This window comes from Kitasatospora sp. NPDC056800 (assembly GCF_042789775.1).
Taxonomy (GTDB): domain Bacteria; phylum Actinomycetota; class Actinomycetes; order Streptomycetales; family Streptomycetaceae; genus Kitasatospora.
The window spans coordinates 1-17,271 of the sequence record NZ_JBHUAL010000209.1 but is presented as its reverse complement, the minus strand read 5'-3'; the positions used below and the strand labels follow the sequence as shown (position 1 = coordinate 17,271).

Genomic DNA, 17,271 nt, shown 5'->3' with positions numbered 1-17,271 from the left:
GGTTCAAATCCTGTCCCCGCTACAAAGAAGAAGGGCCCGGAGGCATCAAGCCTCCGGGCCCTTCGGCGTTTCCCGGGCCGGGGCGTTCGCGGGGCCGGCGCCCCCGGAATTTCGGTGGCCGGGGCCGGGCCGCCGCCCGTACCGTCCGGGGTATGAACGCGAAGCGTCCCCTGATCGCCGTGCTCACCGGCGCGGGCATCTCGACGGACTCCGGCATCCCCGACTACCGCGGCCCGCAGGGCCTGTGGCAGAAGGACCCGTCGGCCGAGGAGCTGGTCACCATCGGGCCGTACCGGGACGATCCGCAGGTGCGCCGGCGGGCCTGGCGGATGCGGCTGGAGACGGGCGCACTGGCCGCCGAGCCGAACGCCGGGCACCGGGCGCTGGTCGACCTGGAGCGCTCCGGTCTGCCGCTGCGGGTGCTCACCCAGAACATCGACGGGCTGCACCAGAAGTCCGGGCTGCCCGCCCGCAAGGTGCTCGAACTGCACGGCACGGCCCGGGAGACGCAGTGCCTGCGCTGCCGGGTGGTCGGGCCGATGGCGGAGGCGCTGGCGCGGGTCGAGGCGGGGGAGCCGGACCCGGCGTGCCGGGCCTGCGGGGGGATCCTGAAGCCGCGCGTGGTGATGTTCGGCGAGAACCTCGACCCGGAGGTGCTCGGGCAGGCCGACGCGATCGTTCGGGCCTGCGACGTGTTCATCGCGGTCGGCACCAGCCTCCAGGTGTTCCCGGTGGCGGCGCTGCCGCTCGACGCGGTGAGGAGCGGGGCGGAGCTGATCATCGTGAACGGCGAGCCGACGCCGTACGACGGGGCCGCGGCCGAGGTGATCCGGGAGCCGATCTCCCAGGCGCTCCCGGAGCTGGTGCGCCGACTTGTCCTGGAGCGGGCCTGAGCAGGGGCCGGAAGGGTCATATTCCCGGACGTACCGCGTGCGTACGATGATCCTTCCGGCTTCCCCCCTCTGGCCTGGAGTGATCGACCGATGACGACGACGGCGAAGTTCGACCCCTGGTCGGCGGCGTTCGTGGCCCACCCGTACGACGCGTACGCCGAGCTGCGCGAGCACGCGCCGGTGACGTACTTCGAGCCGACGAACCAGTGGCTCGTCTCCCGCCACGAGGACGTCAGCGCCCTGCTGCGCGACCGCCGGCTGGGCCGCACCTACACCCACCGCTTCAGCCACGCGGAGTTCGGCCGCCCCGAGCCCGACCCGGCGCACGAGCCCTTCCACACCCTCAACGACAACGGGCTGCTGGACCTGGAGGCCCCCGACCACACCCGGATCCGCCGGCTGGTCTCCAAGGCCTTCACCCCGCGCATGGTCGAGGGCCTGCGCCCCACCGTGCGGCGGCTGGCCGGCGAGCTGGTCGACGAGCTGCTCGCGGCTGGCGGCGGCGACCTGATCGCCACCGTCGCCGAGCCGCTGCCGGTCGCCGTGATCGCCGAGATGCTCGGCGTGCCGGAGGGCGACCGGCACCTGCTGCGGCCGTGGTCCGCCGACATCACCGGGATGTTCGAGCTCAACCCCGGCGAGGAGGCCGCCCGCCGGGCCGTCACCGCCAGCACCGAGTTCTCCGACTACCTGCGCACCCTGATCCGCGAGCGCCGGGCGGCCCCGGGCTCGGACCTGATCAGCGCGCTGATCCAGGCCCAGGAGGGCTCCGACGCGCTCAGCGAGCAGGAGATGATCTCCACCTGCGTGCTGCTGCTCAACGCCGGCCACGAGGCGACCGTCAACACCACCGGCAACGGCTGGTGGGCGCTGTTCCGCAACCCCGGGGAGCTCGCCCGGCTGCGCGGCTCGGTGGACGAACTGCTGCCCACCGCCGTCGAGGAACTGATGCGCTGGGACACCCCGCTGCAGATGTTCGAGCGCTGGGTGCTGGAGGACATCGAGGTGGGCGGCGTCACCGTCCCGCGCGGCGCCGAGATCGCCCTGCTCTTCGGCTCCGCCAACCGCGACCCCGAGCGCTTCGTCGACCCGGACCGCCTCGACCTCGGCCGCACCGACAACCCGCACATCACCTTCGGCGCCGGAATCCACTTCTGTCTCGGCGCCCCGCTTGCCAGACTGGAGCTCACCGAGTCCTACGGCACCCTGCTGCGGCGGGCGCCGGGCCTGCGGCTGGTCCGCGAGCCCGAGTGGAACCCGGGCTACGTGATCCGGGGGCTCAAGGAGCTGCTGGTCGAGGTCTGACGACTGAGGGGGAGAGGGCCGTGGGCAAGGCGACAGGGGCGCTGCTGGGGCTGGCGATCGGGGACGCGCTGGGCCACCGCACCGAGTTCGACGAGATCGAGCACATCGCCCAGTACTGCGAGGACTGGCGGCAACTGCCCTTGCCCAAGCCCGCGTTGGTCACCGACGACACCCAGATGACCCTCGCCCTCGGCCGCGGCCTGCGCACCGCCCTGGCGCGCGGGCCGCTCACCCCCCTCCGGCTGGTGCGGCCCGTCCGCGAGGAGTTCGTCGACTGGTGGCGCTCCCCGCAGAACAACCGCGCCCCCGGCATGACCTGCCTGCGCGCCTGCGAGCGGCTCAGCCACGACGAGAAGCGCTGGCAGCAGGCCAGCGACGTCGGCTCCAAGGGCTGCGGCGCCAACATGCGGGTCGCCCCGATCGGGCTGATCCGCGAGCTGGACGCCCGGCAGCTCTCCGGCGCCGCCCAGCTGCAGTCCGCGCTCACCCACGGCCACCCGACCGCGCTCGCCGCCGGCGACCTCACCGCGTACGCCGTCCGCAAGCTGGCCGAGGGCGTCCCGCCCGCCGGGCTGCCGGCGGTGCTGCGGGCGTACGCGCTGGCGAGCCGCGAGCGCTACGACGAGTTCTGGCTCGGCGACCTCGCCGACCGCTGGTACGGCAGCTCCCCGCAGGCCGTCATCGCCCGCGGCTGGGACGACTGCCTCACGGTGCTCGACCAGCTGGAGGCCGCCCTCGCCGCCCCCGACGTCGAGGCCGACCCCTGCCTGGCCACCGGCGAGGGCTGGGTCGCCGAGGAGGCCTTCGGCACCGGCCTGCGCTGCTTCCTGCTGCTGCCCGACGACCCGGTCGCCGCCGTCCGGAGGGCCGCCTACTCCAGCGGCGACTCCGACTCCCTCGCCTGCCTGGCCGGCGCCTTCGCGGGCGCCCACCACGGCGAGGCGGCCTGGCCGGCCGACTGGGTGGAGCGGATCGAGCACCGGGACGAACTGCTGGAGCTCGGGGCGCTCTGGGACTGACGCCGTACGGGCCGGAACCCGATCCGGGGGCGGCGCGTCGAAGGGCCATGACGAACCGCAGCACCGGAACCCGTCGCACTCTCCGCCGCCCGGCGGCGCTGCTCCTCGCGGCCGCGCTCGCCACGCCGCTGCTCGCCGGCTGCGGCGGCACCGGAGCCGCCGCACCCGTGGAGCTCCGGGCGGCCGCGCCCGCGAGCCGCCCGGCCGTCGACCCGGCGCAGGTGGCCGCCACCGCGGCCGCCACCGACGCCTTCGGCCTCGACCTCCTGCACGCCCTGACCGCCCAGCCGGACGCCGCCGGCGGCAACCTCGTGGTCTCGCCGTCCGGCCTGGCCACCCTGCTCGCGATGCTGCTGCCCGGCGCCCGCGGCGCCACCGCCGGGGAACTGGCCAAGGCCCTGCACACCGAGCTCGACCCGCGGCAGTACGCGCTCGCCACCGGCGCGCTGAACCGGCCGGTCCCGGCCACCGACCGGCTCACCCTGCGCCGCAGCGACGACCTCTGGACGCAGCAGGGCCTGGCCGTCGAGCCGGGCTACCTGGCCGACCTGGCCGCCGCCTTCGACACCGGCGTGCACCAGGCCGACTTCGCCAAGGACCCGGACGGGGCCCGCAAGACCGTCAACGCGGCCGTGGAGAAGGCCACCGACGGCCGGATCAAGGACCTGTTCGGCCGGGACGCGATCACCCCGAGCACCCGGCTGGTGCTCACCGACGCGCTCTACCTGAAGGCCCGGTGGGCCGCCGCCTTCAAGCCCTCGCACACCGCCGACCGCCCGTTCCACAAGCTCGACGGCTCCACCCCGGCCGTCCCCACGATGGCGCAGACCGGGGAGTTCAAGTACGCCGACGGCTCCGGCGGGATCCTCGGCGAGCCCTGGCAGGCCGTCGAGCTGCCGTACGCGGACGGCGGACTGGTGATGGACCTGATCGTCCCCGCGCAGGGCGGCTTCGCCGCCTTCGCCAAGGGCCTGGACCAGCCCCAGCTCGACCGCGTCCTCGGCGCCCTCGCCGAGCGGCCGGTCGACCTCCGGCTGCCGCGCTTCCGCTTCGGCACCTCGAAGGAGCTCACCCCCGCGCTGCGCTCGCTCGGCGTCTCCTCGGCCTTCGACAAGGCCGATCTCACCGGCATCGCCAAGGAGCCGCTGGTCGTCGGCACGGTGGTGCAGAAGGCCACCGTCGAGGTCGACGAGGAGGGGACGGTCGCGGCGGCCGGCAGCGGTGCCGGGGTCGAGGCGGCGGCGGCGCCGAACGCCGACCGGCCGGTCCAGCTGTACCTGGACCGGCCGTTCCTGTTCCTGATCCGGGACGCCCGGGGCGGGGCGCCGCTGTTCCTCGGCCAGGTCACCGACCCGCTGGCGAAGTAGCCGACGGGCCGGGGCGGCGTCCGAGGGGCCGCGGGCTCACCAGGCCGGGTAGCGCCCGCCGAGCGCCGGGTGCCGGGGGTCGCGGCTGCCGAACAGCACCAGCAGGTCGTCCGCGACCTGCCGCAGCTCCGCCCGGCCCTCGACCGCCCCGGCCCACTCGGCGGGCAGCGCCGCGGCGCCGTACGCCGCCCCGACCAGGTTGCCGCAGACCGCGCCGGTCGAGTCGCTGTCCCCGGAGTGGTTCACCGACAGCAGCAGCGCGGTGCGCACCGGGTCGGGGTCCAGGGTGGCCGCCAGCAGTGAGTACACGGCGATGGCCAGGCACTCCTCGGCGATCCAGCCGAGCCCGACCCGCTCCACCGTCTCCGCCGCGGGCTCGGCCTCCTGGGCCAGCCGCACCGCCCGGGCCAGCGCCTGGACGGTCTCCTTGGAGCTCGGCAGCTCGCGGATCTGCTCCACCGTCTCGCCGACCGCCGCCCACGGCTCGGTGCCGTGCGCGAGCCGCTCGACCAGCGCCGCGAAGGCGCCCGCCGCGAGGTAGCCGGTCGGGTGGCCGTGGGTGAGCTGGGCGCACTGCACCGCCAGCCCGAAGGACTGCTCGACGCCCAGCCGGGCCAGCCCGAACGGCGCCGAGCGCATCACCGTGCCGCAGCCCTTGGAACCCGGGTTGATCGGCCCGGTCAGCCCGATCGCGGACGGCGCCTCGAACACCGGGTGCTCGGACACCCCGCTCAGGCAGGCGTTGCCCGGCGCCCGCCGCGCGTACAGGAAGGGCCGGCTCAGCAGCCAGCCGTCGTACGGGCGGGGCTGCGGCCCGGTGTCCGGCGCGTCCTGGAACTGGGTGCGCAGCCAGCGCCGGTAGGCGCCGTGCACGGCCTCCGGCACCGAGCCGCCGCCGCCCGTCCAGCCGCGGACGAAGCCGCGGATCAGGCCCTCGGCGGTGAACAGCGTCATCTGGGTGTCGTCGGTGACCTCGACCGGCCCGGACCCGGCCGGCAGTGTGGTCACGCCCTGCGGCCCGTACCGGTCCTGGATCTGGTGGAGCTGCTGGAACTCCACCGGCCAGCCCAGCGCGTCGCCGATCGCTCCGCCGAGCAGCGTTCCGCGCACCCGGTCCCGGTACCCCGACTCCGCCGCCGGTTCCGTCACGTCGAGCCCCCCTTTGTTCGTGGCGGACTACGTTCTATCAGGTCCCCCGGGAGGCGGGGCGACTCCTGTGGATCTTGCGCGGGTCGGCCGGGGGACCGCCGGGGTGTGACCGCCTACCGGCGGATCGCCCCGGCGCGCCCGTGCAGCGCGGCCCGGTCGGCGGCGGCGCGTCCGGCCGCCCAGCCCACGCCGTCGCTGACCCGCACCCGCTGCGAGACCAGCTTCGGGAACAGCCGGCCGATCTCCTGGTCCACCGCCTCGGAGCGGGCGGCGAGCGCGGGCAGCAGCCGCGCGTCGGGCAGCAGCTGCTCCTCGGTGCCGTCCTCGCGCAGGTGCCGTCCGGCCGCGGCGGCGCTGGTGGCGCGCTCGGTCGCGGCGGTCAGCCGCTCGCGGATCCGCGCCGCGTACGCGACCAGGAAGGACTGCCGGAACGCCTTGCTGCGCGAGTCCTTGCGGGAGCCCGCCTTGTTGAGCGCGTGGGTGGCCTGCACCAGCAGCGAGGTGTAGAGCAGCTCGACGCCGTCCAGGTCGCCGTCGAAGCCGACCACGGTGCAGAAGCCGAACTCCTTCGCCCACACCACCCGGCACCGGTTGGCCGCCGCGACGGCGTCCAGCAGCATCGTCTTGGGGCCCTCGTACGGGTTGTCCACCCCGATCCGCAGCGCCGCCGGGGTGTCGCGGTCGGCACCGGACGCGGCCAGCAGCGCGTCGTCGATGCTGTGCTGGGCCATCAGCTGCTGGGCCTTGGCGGTCAGCGCCTCGGCCTCCTCCGGGTACTCGGTGGACTCGGCCTTGGCCAGCAGCGCCCGGATCCGCGCCAGCATCCGCGGCTCGCCGCTCACCGGCCCCGCGTGCTGCGGCCGCACCGCCTGCCCGGGGGCGGGCCCCACCGGGGCGATCGGCGGCAGCCGGCCCCAGGTGCGCAGCAGCTCCAGGGCGGCGGTGGCGAGCGCGAAGCGGTCCAGCCGGTGCCGGTCGGCGAAGGCGCCGAGGTACTCGTCGTCGCCGGACCACCACACCTCGGCCTCCAGCTCGCGCAGCTGCTCCAGCCAGCGCCGGTCCAGGGCGGCCGCGGGGTGGCGGCGGCCCTCGGCGGCGATCAGGTCCACCGCGAGGGCCAGGTGGACGGGCTTCAGCTCGCGCCGCACCACCCGGGCCAGGTCGGCCGGCCGCCACCCGGCGGACCAGCAGCGGCCGACGGCCGTGTCCGCGTACCCGAGCAGTGCCCGGCCGACCTCCGGCCACTGCCCGGCCGAGGCGGCCAGCAGCGAGGCCCCGGTGTCCAGGGCGAGGTCCAGCGCCTCCTCCGGCGCCGTCACCACCGACCGCACCGCCTGCTCCAGCAGCGGTCCGGCGGTCCCGGCCTGCTGCGCGCGCTCGCCCACGGTGTGTCCCTGCTCTCCTCGACGGTGCCACGACGGCCCGGCTCCTCCTGCCCATGATGCCGGAGCGGCGGCGCGGACCGACGGGAGAGCGGTTCAGCGCTCGACGGCCTTGGCGAGGATCTCCGGGGTGCGGTCCAGCAGGCGGGCCGCCGCGAGGCGGACGCCGAGGGCCGCGACCAGGGCGCCGTACAGCGGGCCGACCAGCAGCACCGGCCAGCTCGGGCCGTCGGAGACCAGGGCCCAGGCGAGGTAGCCGCCGACCGGCAGCGCCAGCAGGGCGACGCCGAGCATCGAGCCGAACTGGTTGAGCAGGATCAGCCCGCCCTGGCCCGGGGCGGCGTTGCGCATCGGGTTGCTGTCGGCCGGCATGGTGTACGGCGCCAGGACGCTGAACATCGCGCCCAGCGCGATCCCGCAGCCGAGCAGCGTCAGCGCCAGGCCGAGCGCGGACGGCAGCTCGCTCCACCGGCCGGTGACGGCCGCCAGGACCAGCCCGAGCAGCAGCGTCACGGGGACGGCGTACGACAGCACCGCGTACGCCCGGCCGCGCAGCTCGGAGCGGGCGTCGGCCGGGGTGCGCAGGGTGGCGGCGACCATCCAGAACGCCGAGCCGTCCATGCCGAACAGGTTGAGCATCTGCAGCCCGAGGAACACCCCGGTCATCGCCAGCAGGTAGACGCTCGCCCAGCCCTGGACCATCGACAGCACGCAGATCACCAGCGTCATCCCGATGCTGGTGAACAGCGCCGCCTTGGCCCGCGGCTCGCGCCAGGCGTACCGCAGGTGCCGCTGCATCACCGCGCCGGTCCGGCCCTGGGGCAGGAACCGCCAGCCGCGCGAGTCCTGCACCCCGCGGGCGACCTCCAGGGTGGAGGAGTCGGCGGTCACCATCAGCTCCTGCAGGCTCCGCCGCCACCAGCGCAGCAGCAGCGCCAGCAGCGCGGCGGCCGCGGCGAGCTGGAGCAGCGCCAGCCCGTACCGGCCCTCGCCGGCGGTGCGCGGCGCGTCCGCCGCGCTGATCGGCGGGATCCAGCGCAGCACGGAGGCGATCGGCTTGAGCGGGCTGAGGTCGATCGGCCCGCCCCGGCGGCCGAGGATGCTCTGCGAGCCGACGTTGGCGACCTGCACCAGGAGGGCGAAGGCCAGGCCGCCGAAGATCGCGAAGTCCTTGCCGCGCCGGCTGGAGAGCATCCGGGCGTTGCCCGCCGCGACCGCCCGGGAGAGCGTGACCAGGCAGAGCAGCGCGAGCGGCACGCCGAGCACCGCGACCGCGGCCGAGGCGCCGCCGGTCGCGCCGGCCAGCACCGCGGCGGTCACCAGCACCAGGCTGACCAGCGGCCCCGGTCCGATCAGCGCGGCCAGCAGGGTGCCGCGCAGCAGCGGGCCGGGGCGCAGCGGCAGCATGGTCAGCCGGGTCGGGTCGGCGCTCTCGTCGCTGGAGAAGAGGAACAGCGGCAGCGCGGCCCAGCTCAGGGTCAGCACGCCGAGCAGCAGCACCCCGGCGTCCCCGGAGCCCGCGTAGCGCCCGTTCAGCGCGGTCATGGCGACGGCGACGCCGGCCGCGAGGGCCAGGCCCGCGACGCCGCCGATCACGTAGACGGTGGTCCGGCCGGGGCTGCGCCGCAGCCCGTTGCGCAGCAGCCGCAGCTTGAGCGCCACCAGGGCACGGACCACCGTCCGCCCGTCGGGCACCGGGGCATTGTTCACAGGGTGCCCCCGGCCTGCCCGCCGCCGAGCCAGCCGAGCGCCTGCCCGTCGTCCTCGCGGACGCCGATCAGCTCCAGGAAGGCCTCGTGCAGGCTGCGCCCGCCCCGGACGGAGTCCAGCGGCCCCTGGGCTATCACCTGCCCGGCGTTGACCACCGCGACCCAGTCGCAGAGCTGCTCGACCAGTTCCATCACGTGGCTGGAGAAGATCACCGTGGAGCCGGCCGCGGCGTACCGCTTGAGCACGCCGCGGATGGTCTGGGCGGAGACCGGGTCGACGCCCTCGAAGGGCTCGTCCAGGAACAGCACGTCCGGGTTGTGCAGCAGCGCGGCGGCCAGGCCGATCTTCTTGCGCATGCCGGTGGAGTAGTCGGCGACCAGCTTGTCGGCGTCCCGGCCGAGGTCCAGGACGGCCAGCAGCTCCTCGGCCCGCCGGTCCACCTCGGCGCCGGGCAGACCGCGCAGCCGCCCGGTGTACTGGAGCAGCTCGCGCCCGCTGAGCCGCTCGAACATCCGCAGGCCCTCGGGCAGGATGCCGATCCGGGCCTTGACCGTGACCGGGTCCGCCCACACGTCGGCGCCGTGCACCAGGACGGTGCCCTGGTCGGGCCGGAGCAGCCCCGTGACCATCGACAGCGTGGTGGTCTTGCCGGCACCGTTCGGCCCGACCAGGCCGATGAACGCCCCGGCCGGCAGCTCCAGGCTCAGCCCGGCCACCGCGGCCTGGGGGCCGAAGTGCTTCCAGAGCCCCTGGATGCTGACGGCGGACGGGGTTCCCGGCCCGGAGAGGTCGGGGGACGGCGGCGCTGACGCCTGCATGGCGGCCTTCTCTGCTCGTGGTGGTGGACGTCGTCGTGGTGCGGGTCTCTCCGGGCTCAGCCTGTCATTGCTCGAACAGCCTGTCGCCCGAGTTGAGCATCCCCTGAGCGTGTCCGCCGAACGCGTGAGGAACGCCACGCGAAATCGTCTTCTCGGCGGCTACTGGGCCGATTTGGCAACTACTCAGTTCGGCCGTTCGTCCTGCACTATGAGGGAGCAGTGACGTGCGCGGGGGTACCGCGCTACCGGGAGGTGGCGGATGTCCGTACAACCATGGGGCGAGCCCGGTTCCGGCTATCCGCCCGGCAAGCTGCCGGCGGGTGGCTGGCAGCCGGCGCCCGCGCCCGCGGTGGCGTCGCAGGCCGCGATGAGGGCGGGCCACGCGGACCGGGACCGCACCCTCGACGTGCTCAAGGCCGCGTTCGCCGAGGGGCGGCTCACCGTCCAGGAGTACGAGCAGCGCCACGAGGCGGTGGCCGCCGCGCAGACCTACGGCCAGCTGGCCGTGCTGGTGGCCGACCTGCCCTCGGGGCCGATGACGGCGCCGTCGCCCACCGTGGCCACGCCCGTTCCGGCCACCTTCATGCCGGTCCCGCCGCCGCCCCAGGCCCGCCAGACCAACGTGCTCGCCGTGGTCTCCCTGGTGGCCGGCCTGGTCGGCCTCTCCGCCCCCGCCGTGGTCACCGGCCACATCGCCCGTGCGGAGATCCGCCGCCGCAACATGGACGGCGACTGGGCGGCCGTCCTCGGCCTGGTCATCGGCTACCTGGGCTGCGCGTTCTGGACCTTGATGATCCTCATCGGCCTCGCCTGAGGCCGGCCCGGTCCGGTGGCCCCGCGGCGGCCCGTGTCCGGCCTGCTGGTCGGAGGTCCGGGCGGTACGCTCTGGACCTTGGTGATCCCGCTGGGTACCGTCTGAACCTGTTGGGTACCGTCCCTCGTCGCCGGTGGACCGCACCGGGCCCGCCGGGCTCGGAGACCGCCATCGGGAGGGTGCCATTAGTCCCTCAGGGCTCGGTTCGGTACGGTCTTCTCGTCCATGGCTGACCGTTGCCTGTTACATCTCGTCGATGCGAGCACCCACCACGCCCGGCCATGGTGCCGCACGCCGAGTTCGGACCGACCCCAAAGGCCCATTTCCAGATGATGATCACTGCCGTCAAGAGCATCGCCGAGCGGCTTGCGACCTCGCCCCGGCGGCTGTGGGCGGTCGCGTTCGCGATCCTGTTCGCGCTGAGCGCGTCCTGGTCGCTGGCGACTCCGATCGGCGGTTCGCCGGACGAACCCGCGCACCTCATCCGGGCCGGCGCGGTCGCCCGCGGCCAGGTCAACGGCGAGGAGGTCATGACCCCGCACACGGTCGGCGGGATCAAAAGCTACTGGGCCGAGAGCGGGGTGGTGCTCCCGCGGATCTACGAGGACGTGGCGGAGACCCACTCCTGCTACGCCTTCAAGCCCTGGCAGTCGGCCGACTGCGCACCTGCGCTCAAGCAGCGCTCCGGGACGGCCGAGGTGACCACGTCGGCGGGCCGCTACCACCCGGCGTACTACTTCGCCGTCGGCTGGCCCAGCCTGCTGCTCCCCGGCAAGACGGCCTTCTACCTGATGCGCCTGATCTCGGCCGCGATCTGCGCCGCCCTGGTGGCGAGTGCGGTGGTCTCGGCGGCGGAGTGGCGTCGGCGTTCCCTCGGCATCCTCGGAGTGGTGGCGGCCGCCACCCCGATGTCGCTGTTCATGTTCGGTGTGGTCAACCCGAGCGGCCCGGAGATCGCCGCGGGCATCCTGGTCTGGAGCGCCGCCGTGGCGCTGCTGATGAACCCGGACCCACAGCTCCTGAGCCGCCGCGTCGCCCGGCTCGGCATCGGTGCGACCGTGCTGATCAGCATCCGGCCGTTGGGCGTGATCTGGTGCAGCGGGGCGGTCTTCTTCGCCCTGCTGCTGCTCGGGCGCCGGGACGTGCTGGGTTCGATCCTGCGCCATCGGGCGACCTGGGTCTGGGGCGCTCTGACCGCGGTCTCGGCCGGCGTGGCCCTCGTCTGGTCCTCGACCCACCCGGACCACTCGGTCATCAACGCCCCGAGCGGCTTCACTCCGCTGTCCGCGGCCCGTCAGACCTTCGACAACGGTCTGCTGTACATGAAGCAGATGATCGGCTACTTCGGCTGGCTGGACGCCGAACCCCCGGCCGTGACGCTGCTGCTGTGGTGCGGCGTGGCGGTCCTCCTGTCGCTGCTCGCGCTCTGCTACGCGCGGCTCAGGGACTCCCTGGCCGTCCTGGGGATCCTGGCCGGGATAGTGGTCATACCGCTGGTGGCCCAGGCCATGCAGGCGCAGAAGGTCGGCATGATCTGGCAGGGCCGCTACCTGCTGCCGTTCGCCGTCGGGCTGCCGATCGTGTGCGCCGCGATCTGCCACGAGCGGCTGCCGCAGGGCGGTTTCGCCTGGCGTCGGCTGATGGTGCTCTGCTCCGCCGCGCTGGCCCTGGCCGACTTCGCGGCGTTCGTCTGGGCGCTGCGCCGCATGGCGGTCGGTACCGGCGGGTCGTTCTTCATCAGCCCGGCCCACTGGGCGCCGCCGTTCGTGGGCTGGCAGCCCTGCGTGCTGCTGTACGGGGTGGCCGTGGCGGCGCTGGGGCTGCTCGTCGCCCTGTCGGACCGGAAGGAGACCGACCAGCAGCAGGGCGAGGTGTCGTCGGCCGGGACGTCCGGGGACGGCGCCGACGACGGGAGTGCCCCGCTCGCCGCCGTCCGCGCGGAGGCGTAGGGTTTCGCCGTGCGGGGGGTTCTCGGCCGTGGTATGGGTGCCGCCCTCGTCGTTTCCCGTCCCGTTTCGAGGGCCGGCCCCGCGACCTGCGGCGTTGCATTTGTTTTGACCGAGCCCGATGCGCTAGGTACGCTCTGACCTTGTGCCTGGGGTGTCCCCGGGTCCTTGTGCGTGCATGCACACCGGTCGCCGCGCCGAGCCGGAGCGCTTCCCAGCGTCCCGCGCGTAGAGCGCCGTCGCTGTACAGCAGCCATGGGATTCCGTGTCGTAACAAGCCCAACACACCCGACCGCGTGGGTCGACCACGGGGCCGTGTGTGAGGGGAGACACCGCAGGTTAGTTCCACCAAGCCTTGGCACACAGAAAACGGAGAAACGGTGCCTACGATCCAGCAGCTGGTCCGAAAGGGCCGGCAGGACAAGGTCGAGAAGAACAAGACTCCCGCGCTGAAGGGTTCCCCGCAGCGCCGTGGGGTCTGCACGCGTGTGTACACGACCACCCCGAAGAAGCCGAACTCGGCTCTCCGCAAGGTCGCCCGTGTGCGCCTCACCAGCGGGATCGAGGTCACCGCTTACATCCCGGGCGAGGGCCACAACCTGCAGGAGCACTCCATCGTGCTGGTGCGCGGTGGTCGTGTGAAGGACCTTCCTGGTGTCCGCTACAAGATCATCCGCGGTTCGCTTGACACCCAGGGTGTCAAGAACCGCAAGCAGGCTCGCAGCCGCTACGGCGCCAAGAAGGAGAAGTAAGAATGCCTCGTAAGGGCCCCGCCCCGAAGCGCCCGGTCATCATCGACCCGGTTTACGGCTCCCCGGTCGTCACCCAGCTGGTCAACAAGATCCTGCTGCACGGCAAGCGTTCCACCGCTGAGCGGATCGTCTACGGCGCCCTCGAGGGCGTCCGTGAGAAGACCGGCTCGGACCCCGTCGTGACGCTGAAGCGCGCGCTGGAGAACGTCAAGCCGGCCCTCGAGGTCAAGTCCCGCCGTGTCGGTGGCGCGACCTACCAGGTTCCGGTCGAGGTCCGTCCGGGCCGCGCCAGCACCCTGGCGCTGCGCTGGATGGTCGGGTACTCCCGCGCCCGTCGCGAGAAGACCATGACCGAGCGCCTGATGAACGAGATCCTCGACGCCAGCAACGGCCTGGGCGCTTCCGTGAAGCGTCGCGAGGACACCCACAAGATGGCCGAGTCCAACAAGGCCTTCGCGCACTACCGCTGGTAGTCCGTACCCCGTCACTAGACAGAGAGAGAACGAGCCACAATGGCTGCAACCTCCCTTGACCTCGCCAAGGTCCGCAACATCGGGATCATGGCGCACATCGACGCGGGCAAGACCACCACCACCGAGCGGATCCTGTTCTACACCGGTGTGTCGTACAAGATCGGTGAGGTCCACGATGGCGCTGCCACCATGGACTGGATGGAGCAGGAGCAGGAGCGCGGCATCACGATCACGTCGGCCGCGACGACCTGTCACTGGACGGTCGACGACGCCGACCACACCATCAACATCATCGACACCCCGGGTCACGTCGACTTCACCGTCGAGGTGGAGCGTTCGCTGCGCGTCCTCGACGGTGCCGTGACGGTGTTCGACGGTGTCGCCGGTGTCGAGCCCCAGTCCGAGACCGTGTGGCGGCAGGCTGACCGCTACGGCGTCCCGCGCATCTGCTTCATCAACAAGCTGGACCGCACGGGCGCGAACTTCTTCTTCTGCGTCAAGACCATCGTGGACCGCCTCGGCGCCACCCCGCTGGTCATGCAGCTCCCGATCGGTGCCGAGTCGGACTTCCAGGGCGTTGTCGACCTGGTCCGCATGAAGGCGCTGGTCTGGTCCGCCGAGGCCGCCAAGGGCGAGATGTACGACATCGTCGACATCCCGGCCGAGCTGCAGGAGCAGGCCGACGAGTACCGCGAGGCGCTCATCGACACGGTCTCGAACGTCAGCGACGAGATCATGGAGCTCGCCCTCGAGGGCGAGGAGATCCCGGTCGAGCTGCTGCAGGCCGCGATCCGCAAGGGCACCCTGAACTCGGACTTCACCCCGATCTTCTGCGGTACCGCCTTCAAGAACAAGGGCGTTCAGCCCCTGCTCGACGCGGTCGTCAAGTACCTGCCGTCCCCGCTGGACATCGAGTCCATCGAGGGCACCAAGCCGGGCGACGACAGCGTCAAGATCTCCCGCAAGGCCTCGGACGACGAGCCGCTCGCCGCGCTCGCGTTCAAGATCATGTCGGACCCGCACCTCGGCAAGCTCACCTTCGTCCGGGTCTACTCGGGCCGCCTGGAGTCCGGCACCTCGGTGCTGAACGCCGTCAAGGGCAAGAAGGAGCGCATCGGCAAGATCTACCGCATGCACGCGAACAAGCGTGAGGAGATCGACTCGGTGGGCGCCGGCGACATCATCGCCGTCATGGGCCTGAAGCAGACCACCACCGGTGAGACGCTGTCCGACGAGAAGAACCCGGTCATCCTGGAGTCCATGGACTTCCCGGCCCCGGTCATCCGCGTCGCGATCGAGCCCAAGTCCAAGGGTGACCAGGAGAAGCTGGGTGTTGCCATCCAGCGTCTCGCCGAGGAGGACCCGTCCTTCCAGGTCAACACGGACGAGGAGACCGGCCAGACCATCATCGCGGGTATGGGCGAGCTGCACCTCGAGGTGCTGGTCGACCGTATGCGCCGTGAGTTCAAGGTCGAGGCCAACGTCGGCAAGCCGCAGGTCGCGTACCGCGAGACCATCCGCCAGGCGGTCGAGCGCATCGACTACACCCACAAGAAGCAGACCGGTGGTTCCGGTCAGTTCGCCAAGGTGCAGATCGCGATCGAGCCGCTCGAGCAGGCCGAGGGCTACGAGTTCGTCAACAAGGTCACCGGTGGCCGCGTTCCGCGGGAGTACATCCCGTCGGTCGACGCCGGTTGCCAGGAGGCCATGGAGTTCGGCATCCTCGCCGGCTACCCGCTGCAGGGTGTCCGCGTGAGCCTGCTGGACGGCCAGTCGCACGACGTCGACTCCTCCGAGCTCGCGTTCAAGATCGCCGGCTCGATGGCCTTCAAGGAAGGCGCGAGGAAGGCCAAGCCGGTCCTCCTCGAGCCGATGATGGCCGTCGAGGTCACCACGCCCGAGGACTACATGGGCGACGTGATCGGCGACATCAACTCTCGCCGTGGCCAGATCCGGTCCATGGACGAGCGTCACGGTGCCCGCGTCGTCACGGCGCTGGTGCCCCTCTCCGAGATGTTCGGCTACGTCGGTGACCTGCGCAGCAAGACCTCTGGTCGCGCGAGCTACTCGATGCAGTTCGACTCGTACGCCGAGGTTCCGAAGAACGTGGCGGACGACATCATCGCCAAGGCCAAGGGCGAGTGACGTCCCGATAATCGGGACGATTACGAAGCCTTAGGCTATTCGGAGGCGTCTCGGGAGGATCCGGTCGGATCCTCCCGGGAGCCTCCGGCCCCCCCACCAGCGGGACGGCACGGGATGTCCTCCGGGCAACCCGCACCAAAACCGATCAAAGACCAACTGGCGTCAGCACGGCGTACAGGAACTGTCCTCAGGAGGACTCAGTGGCGAAGGCGAAGTTCGAGCGGACGAAGCCCCACGTCAACATCGGCACCATCGGTCACATCGACCACGGCAAGACCACGCTGACCGCGGCCATCACCAAGGTGCTGCACGACGCGTACCCGGACCTGAACCCCTTCACGCCGTTCGACCAGATCGACAAGGCCCCGGAGGAGCGTCAGCGCGGTATCACCATCTCGATCGCGCACGTCGAGTACCAGACCGAGGACCGTCACTACGCGCACGTTGACTGCCCGGGTCACGCCGACTACATCAAGAACATGATCACCGGTGCCGCCCAGATGGACGGCGCCATCCTGGTGGTCGCCGCCACCGACGGCCCGATGCCGCAGACCAAGGAGCACGTCCTCCTGGCCCGCCAGGTCGGCGTTCCGTACATCGTTGTCGCCCTGAACAAGGCCGACATGGTGGACGACGAGGAGATCCTGGAGCTCGTCGAGCTCGAGGTCCGTGAGCTGCTCTCCGAGTACGAGTTCCCGGGCGACGACCTGCCGGTCGTCCGCGTCTCCGCGCTGAAGGCCCTCGAGGGCGACGCCGAGTGGGGCCAGAAGCTCCTCGGCCTGATGAAGGCTGTCGACGAGAGCATCCCGACCCCGGCCCGCGCCGTGGACCAGCCGTTCCTGATGCCGATCGAGGACGTCTTCACGATCACCGGTCGTGGCACCGTCGTCACCGGTCGCATCGAGCGCGGCATCCTCAAGGTCAACGAGACTGTCGACATCATCGGCATCAAGGAGACCAAGACCACCACCACGGTCACCGGCATCGAGATGTTCCGCAAGCTGCTCGACGAGGGCCAGGCCGGTGAGAACGTCGGTCTGCTGCTCCGTGGCATCAAGCGCGAGGACGTCGAGCGCGGCCAGGTCATCATCAAGCCGGGTTCGGTCACGCCGCACACCGACTTCGAGGCCCAGTCGTACATCCTGTCGAAGGACGAGGGTGGCCGTCACACCCCCTTCTTCAACAACTACCGCCCGCAGTTCTACTTCCGTACCACGGACGTGACCGGCGTCGTGACCCTCCCCGAGGGCACCGAGATGGTCATGCCGGGCGACAACACCGCCATGACGGTCGCGCTGATCCAGCCGATCGCCATGGAGGAGGGCCTGAAGTTCGCCATCCGTGAGGGTGGCCGCACCGTCGGCGCCGGCCAGGTCACCAAGATCATCAAGTAATTGACGATCTGACCTGCCTGCCTCGTACAGGCTCGTCCGAAGGGCCCCGCGCACCCCGGGTGCGCGGGGCCCATAGGCGTGTGGGGATATCGAATAGACGGCGA

Annotated in this window: 14 protein-coding genes; 10 read left to right on the top strand and 4 right to left on the bottom strand. The window is 72.1% G+C overall.

What is annotated here, in order from left to right; translation table 11 throughout:
- Positions 1–152: 152 nt before the first annotated feature.
- From ACFRQN_RS33380 to ACFRQN_RS33365, 4 genes are all read left to right on the top strand, one after another.
- Positions 153–893 carry a Sir2 family NAD-dependent protein deacetylase gene (locus ACFRQN_RS33380; RefSeq protein WP_049651978.1) on the top strand — a complete coding sequence of 247 codons (741 nt, stop codon included), beginning with the start codon at positions 153–155 and terminating at the stop codon, positions 891–893.
- A gap of 90 nt (positions 894–983) precedes the next feature.
- Positions 984–2,198, top strand: coding sequence for a cytochrome P450 (locus ACFRQN_RS33375; RefSeq protein WP_074003973.1), 1,215 nt, complete (start codon positions 984–986; stop codon positions 2,196–2,198).
- Entirely contained in the window at positions 2,195–3,217 is a 1,023-nt protein-coding gene (locus ACFRQN_RS33370; RefSeq protein WP_380744111.1) for an ADP-ribosylglycohydrolase family protein, read from the top strand. The genes ACFRQN_RS33375 and ACFRQN_RS33370 overlap by 4 nt, the downstream gene beginning before the upstream one ends.
- Positions 3,218–3,264: 47 nt before the next feature.
- A complete protein-coding gene (locus ACFRQN_RS33365) occupies positions 3,265–4,584 on the top strand; it encodes a serpin family protein (RefSeq protein WP_074003971.1) in 1,320 nt (439 codons plus the stop codon).
- A gap of 36 nt (positions 4,585–4,620) precedes the next feature.
- Here ACFRQN_RS33365 and ACFRQN_RS33360 read toward each other — a convergent pair whose 3' ends face one another.
- From ACFRQN_RS33360 to ACFRQN_RS33345, 4 genes are all read right to left on the bottom strand, one after another.
- Positions 4,621–5,733: an ADP-ribosylglycohydrolase family protein gene (locus ACFRQN_RS33360; RefSeq protein ID WP_049660394.1), complete on the bottom strand. Its 1,113-nt coding sequence runs from the start codon at positions 5,731–5,733 to the stop codon at positions 4,621–4,623.
- Positions 5,734–5,846: 113 nt separating this feature from the next.
- The gene (locus ACFRQN_RS33355; RefSeq protein WP_074003970.1) at positions 5,847–7,118 is read right to left on the bottom strand and encodes a DUF2786 domain-containing protein; all 1,272 of its coding nucleotides are present in this window, start codon (positions 7,116–7,118) and stop codon (positions 5,847–5,849) included.
- A 93-nt stretch (positions 7,119–7,211) separates the two neighbouring features.
- Entirely contained in the window at positions 7,212–8,810 is a 1,599-nt protein-coding gene (locus ACFRQN_RS33350; RefSeq protein ID WP_380744109.1) for a transporter, read from the bottom strand.
- 11 nt (positions 8,811–8,821) lie between these two features.
- A complete protein-coding gene (locus ACFRQN_RS33345) occupies positions 8,822–9,643 on the bottom strand; it encodes an ABC transporter ATP-binding protein (RefSeq protein ID WP_074003968.1) in 822 nt (273 codons plus the stop codon).
- 259 nt (positions 9,644–9,902) lie between these two features.
- On the opposite strand from ACFRQN_RS33345, the gene ACFRQN_RS33340 reads away from it, so the two are divergent.
- The 6 genes from ACFRQN_RS33340 (at position 9,903) to tuf (ending at position 17,167) form a co-directional block, all read left to right on the top strand.
- Positions 9,903–10,457, top strand: coding sequence for a DUF1707 and DUF4190 domain-containing protein (locus tag ACFRQN_RS33340; RefSeq protein ID WP_310593147.1), 555 nt, complete (start codon positions 9,903–9,905; stop codon positions 10,455–10,457).
- Positions 10,458–10,786: 329 nt separating this feature from the next.
- Positions 10,787–12,406: a DUF2142 domain-containing protein gene (locus ACFRQN_RS33335; RefSeq protein WP_074003967.1), complete on the top strand. Its 1,620-nt coding sequence runs from the start codon at positions 10,787–10,789 to the stop codon at positions 12,404–12,406.
- A 377-nt stretch (positions 12,407–12,783) separates the two neighbouring features.
- Positions 12,784–13,155, top strand: a complete 372-nt coding sequence (rpsL, locus tag ACFRQN_RS33330; protein WP_014144289.1) for a 30S ribosomal protein S12 — start codon at positions 12,784–12,786, stop codon at positions 13,153–13,155.
- A 2-nt stretch (positions 13,156–13,157) separates the two neighbouring features.
- The gene (rpsG, locus tag ACFRQN_RS33325) at positions 13,158–13,628 is read left to right on the top strand and encodes a 30S ribosomal protein S7 (RefSeq protein WP_030055803.1); all 471 of its coding nucleotides are present in this window, start codon (positions 13,158–13,160) and stop codon (positions 13,626–13,628) included.
- A 39-nt stretch (positions 13,629–13,667) separates the two neighbouring features.
- Positions 13,668–15,773: an elongation factor G gene (gene fusA, locus ACFRQN_RS33320; protein WP_049649030.1), complete on the top strand. Its 2,106-nt coding sequence runs from the start codon at positions 13,668–13,670 to the stop codon at positions 15,771–15,773.
- A gap of 200 nt (positions 15,774–15,973) precedes the next feature.
- Complete coding sequence (gene tuf, locus ACFRQN_RS33315; RefSeq protein ID WP_049649031.1) at positions 15,974–17,167, top strand: elongation factor Tu; 1,194 nt, start codon at positions 15,974–15,976, stop codon at positions 17,165–17,167.
- Positions 17,168–17,271 lie beyond the last annotated feature (104 nt).